Annotated in this window: 1 protein-coding gene; it reads right to left on the reverse strand. The window is 77.6% G+C overall.

What is annotated here, in order from left to right; genetic code table 11:
* On the reverse strand, window positions 1-440 hold a 440-nt coding region (locus DMH08_RS39775), incomplete at its 3' end, for an ATP-binding protein (protein WP_148108682.1).
* Window positions 441-634 lie beyond the last annotated feature (194 nt).

A 634-nucleotide genomic window follows, 5' to 3' on the forward strand; every position in this document is an offset into this window, starting at 1 on the left:
GTCTTCCCTCCCCCGTCGGTGTCGCCGTGGGCGCGGGTGCCGTATTCGGTGGCGAGTGCGGCGACGAGGAGGAGGCCGCGTCCGGCTTCGTCCCAGATGGGGACGTCGGCGGGCGGGGGCGGGGGCGCGGCGGAGCGGCCGTCGGTGACCTCGCCGGTGAGGCGGCGGCCGGTGAGGCGCAGGCGCAGGCGGACGGGTCCGGTGCCGTGCAGGACGGCGTTGGTGACGAGTTCGTCGACGATGAGGACGACGTCGTCGGCGTCGTCGGGGTCGGCGACGCGCCAGTCGTGCAGCGCGGCCGCGGTCAGGGCGCGCGCCGCCGCGGCGGCGGCGGGCAGGGCCGGCAGGTCCCAGGAGGCCGCGCGCGCGTCCGGCCGGGCGGGCCCGTCGGCGTTCCCGATGTCGGCGGTGGTTCCGGTGGTGTCCCCCGCTGTGTCCACTGGTGGTTCTCCTCACCCGTGCGGTTCCCGGACGGTCGGTGCCGGGACGGTGGTGCCGCCGCGGTCGTCGGCGTCCTGTTCGTCTTCTGGGACGCGGGCGGGGCGGGCGCGGTGCACCCGTGCACGCAACCGTCACCGCGCGGTGAGGCGAGTGGTGTCGGGCGGTGAGGCGGGCGGCGGGTGAGCGGTGACAC

Source organism: Actinomadura sp. WAC 06369 (genome assembly GCF_003947565.1).
Lineage (GTDB): Bacteria > Actinomycetota > Actinomycetes > Streptosporangiales > Streptosporangiaceae > Spirillospora > Spirillospora rifamycini.